Genomic DNA, 902 nt, shown 5'->3' on the forward strand with positions numbered 1-902 from the left:
TCACGGTGACGGCCTGCGCCGCGAATTCGGGCGCCGGCGCCCCGGCGGGCCCGAGCTCGGCGCCCGAGACGCCCTCGACGTCGGCGAGCGTGCCCGGGACCGTCACCCCCACGCTCGGCCCGCCGCCGTCCCAGACGGTCGGCCGGCCGACGCAGGGCATCGCCCCGGGCGACGACGTCATCGCCGAGACCCAGGTCGACGCCCGCGGCCTGCCCGAGGGCTACCCGCGCAGCCTCACCCGCAGCCTCGACGGCCGGACCCTGATCCTGCAGGCCGAGGAAGGCGGCTGCCGCCGCATCTCGGCGCGCGTCGGCGAGCAGACCGCGCAGCACGTGGTCGTGCTGGTCGCCGTGGGGTCGGCGCCCAAGGGCCAGATGTGCCCGGACTACATCAGGGAGATCAAGGTCCCCCTCGCCCTCGCCGAGCCGCTGGGAACGCGCACGGTCGTCCTTCGCCAGGGGTGAGCACCACGAACGCTGGGAGGGCCGCCCCGGGATGCCCGGGGCCGCCCTCCCAGACCATTCTCCGGGGTGGAGCCGATGCAACCCCCGGGCGTCCCCCTTCCGTCTTCGGGACATGAGGTACTCAGCGAAGGTGGTCGGGACAGGCGCGCTCCTGCTGATGGTGACGGCCTGCGCCGGCCAGAACATCCCAGCCAACCAGCCCGCGGCACCCACCGGCAGCACCGATTCACTCGGCGACGGCGACGGCGACGCCGGCGTCGACACGCTGCCGGTGGGTGCCGCGGGCTGGTTGGCTGGGATGTTCTGGCCGGCGCAGGCCGTCACCATCAGCAGGAGCGCGCCTGTCCCGACCACCTTCGCTGAGTACCTCATGTCCCGAAGACGGAAGGGGGACGCCCGGGGGTTGCATCGGCTCCACCCCGGAGAATGGTCTGGGAG

1 protein-coding gene and 1 pseudogene are annotated in these 902 nt (G+C 73.9%); both read left to right on the top strand.

The genetic code is table 11. The features are described from left to right. Positions 1–464: hypothetical protein (locus tag CCN39_RS11510; protein WP_143264015.1), on the top strand; the 464-nt coding region annotated here is incomplete at its 5' end. A 130-nt stretch (positions 465–594) separates the two neighbouring features. Beyond that, a pseudogene (locus tag CCN39_RS51035) lies at positions 595–902 on the top strand (hypothetical protein); the annotation flags it as partial.

The organism is Amycolatopsis kentuckyensis, assembly GCF_002155975.1.
Lineage (GTDB): Bacteria > Actinomycetota > Actinomycetes > Mycobacteriales > Pseudonocardiaceae > Amycolatopsis > Amycolatopsis kentuckyensis.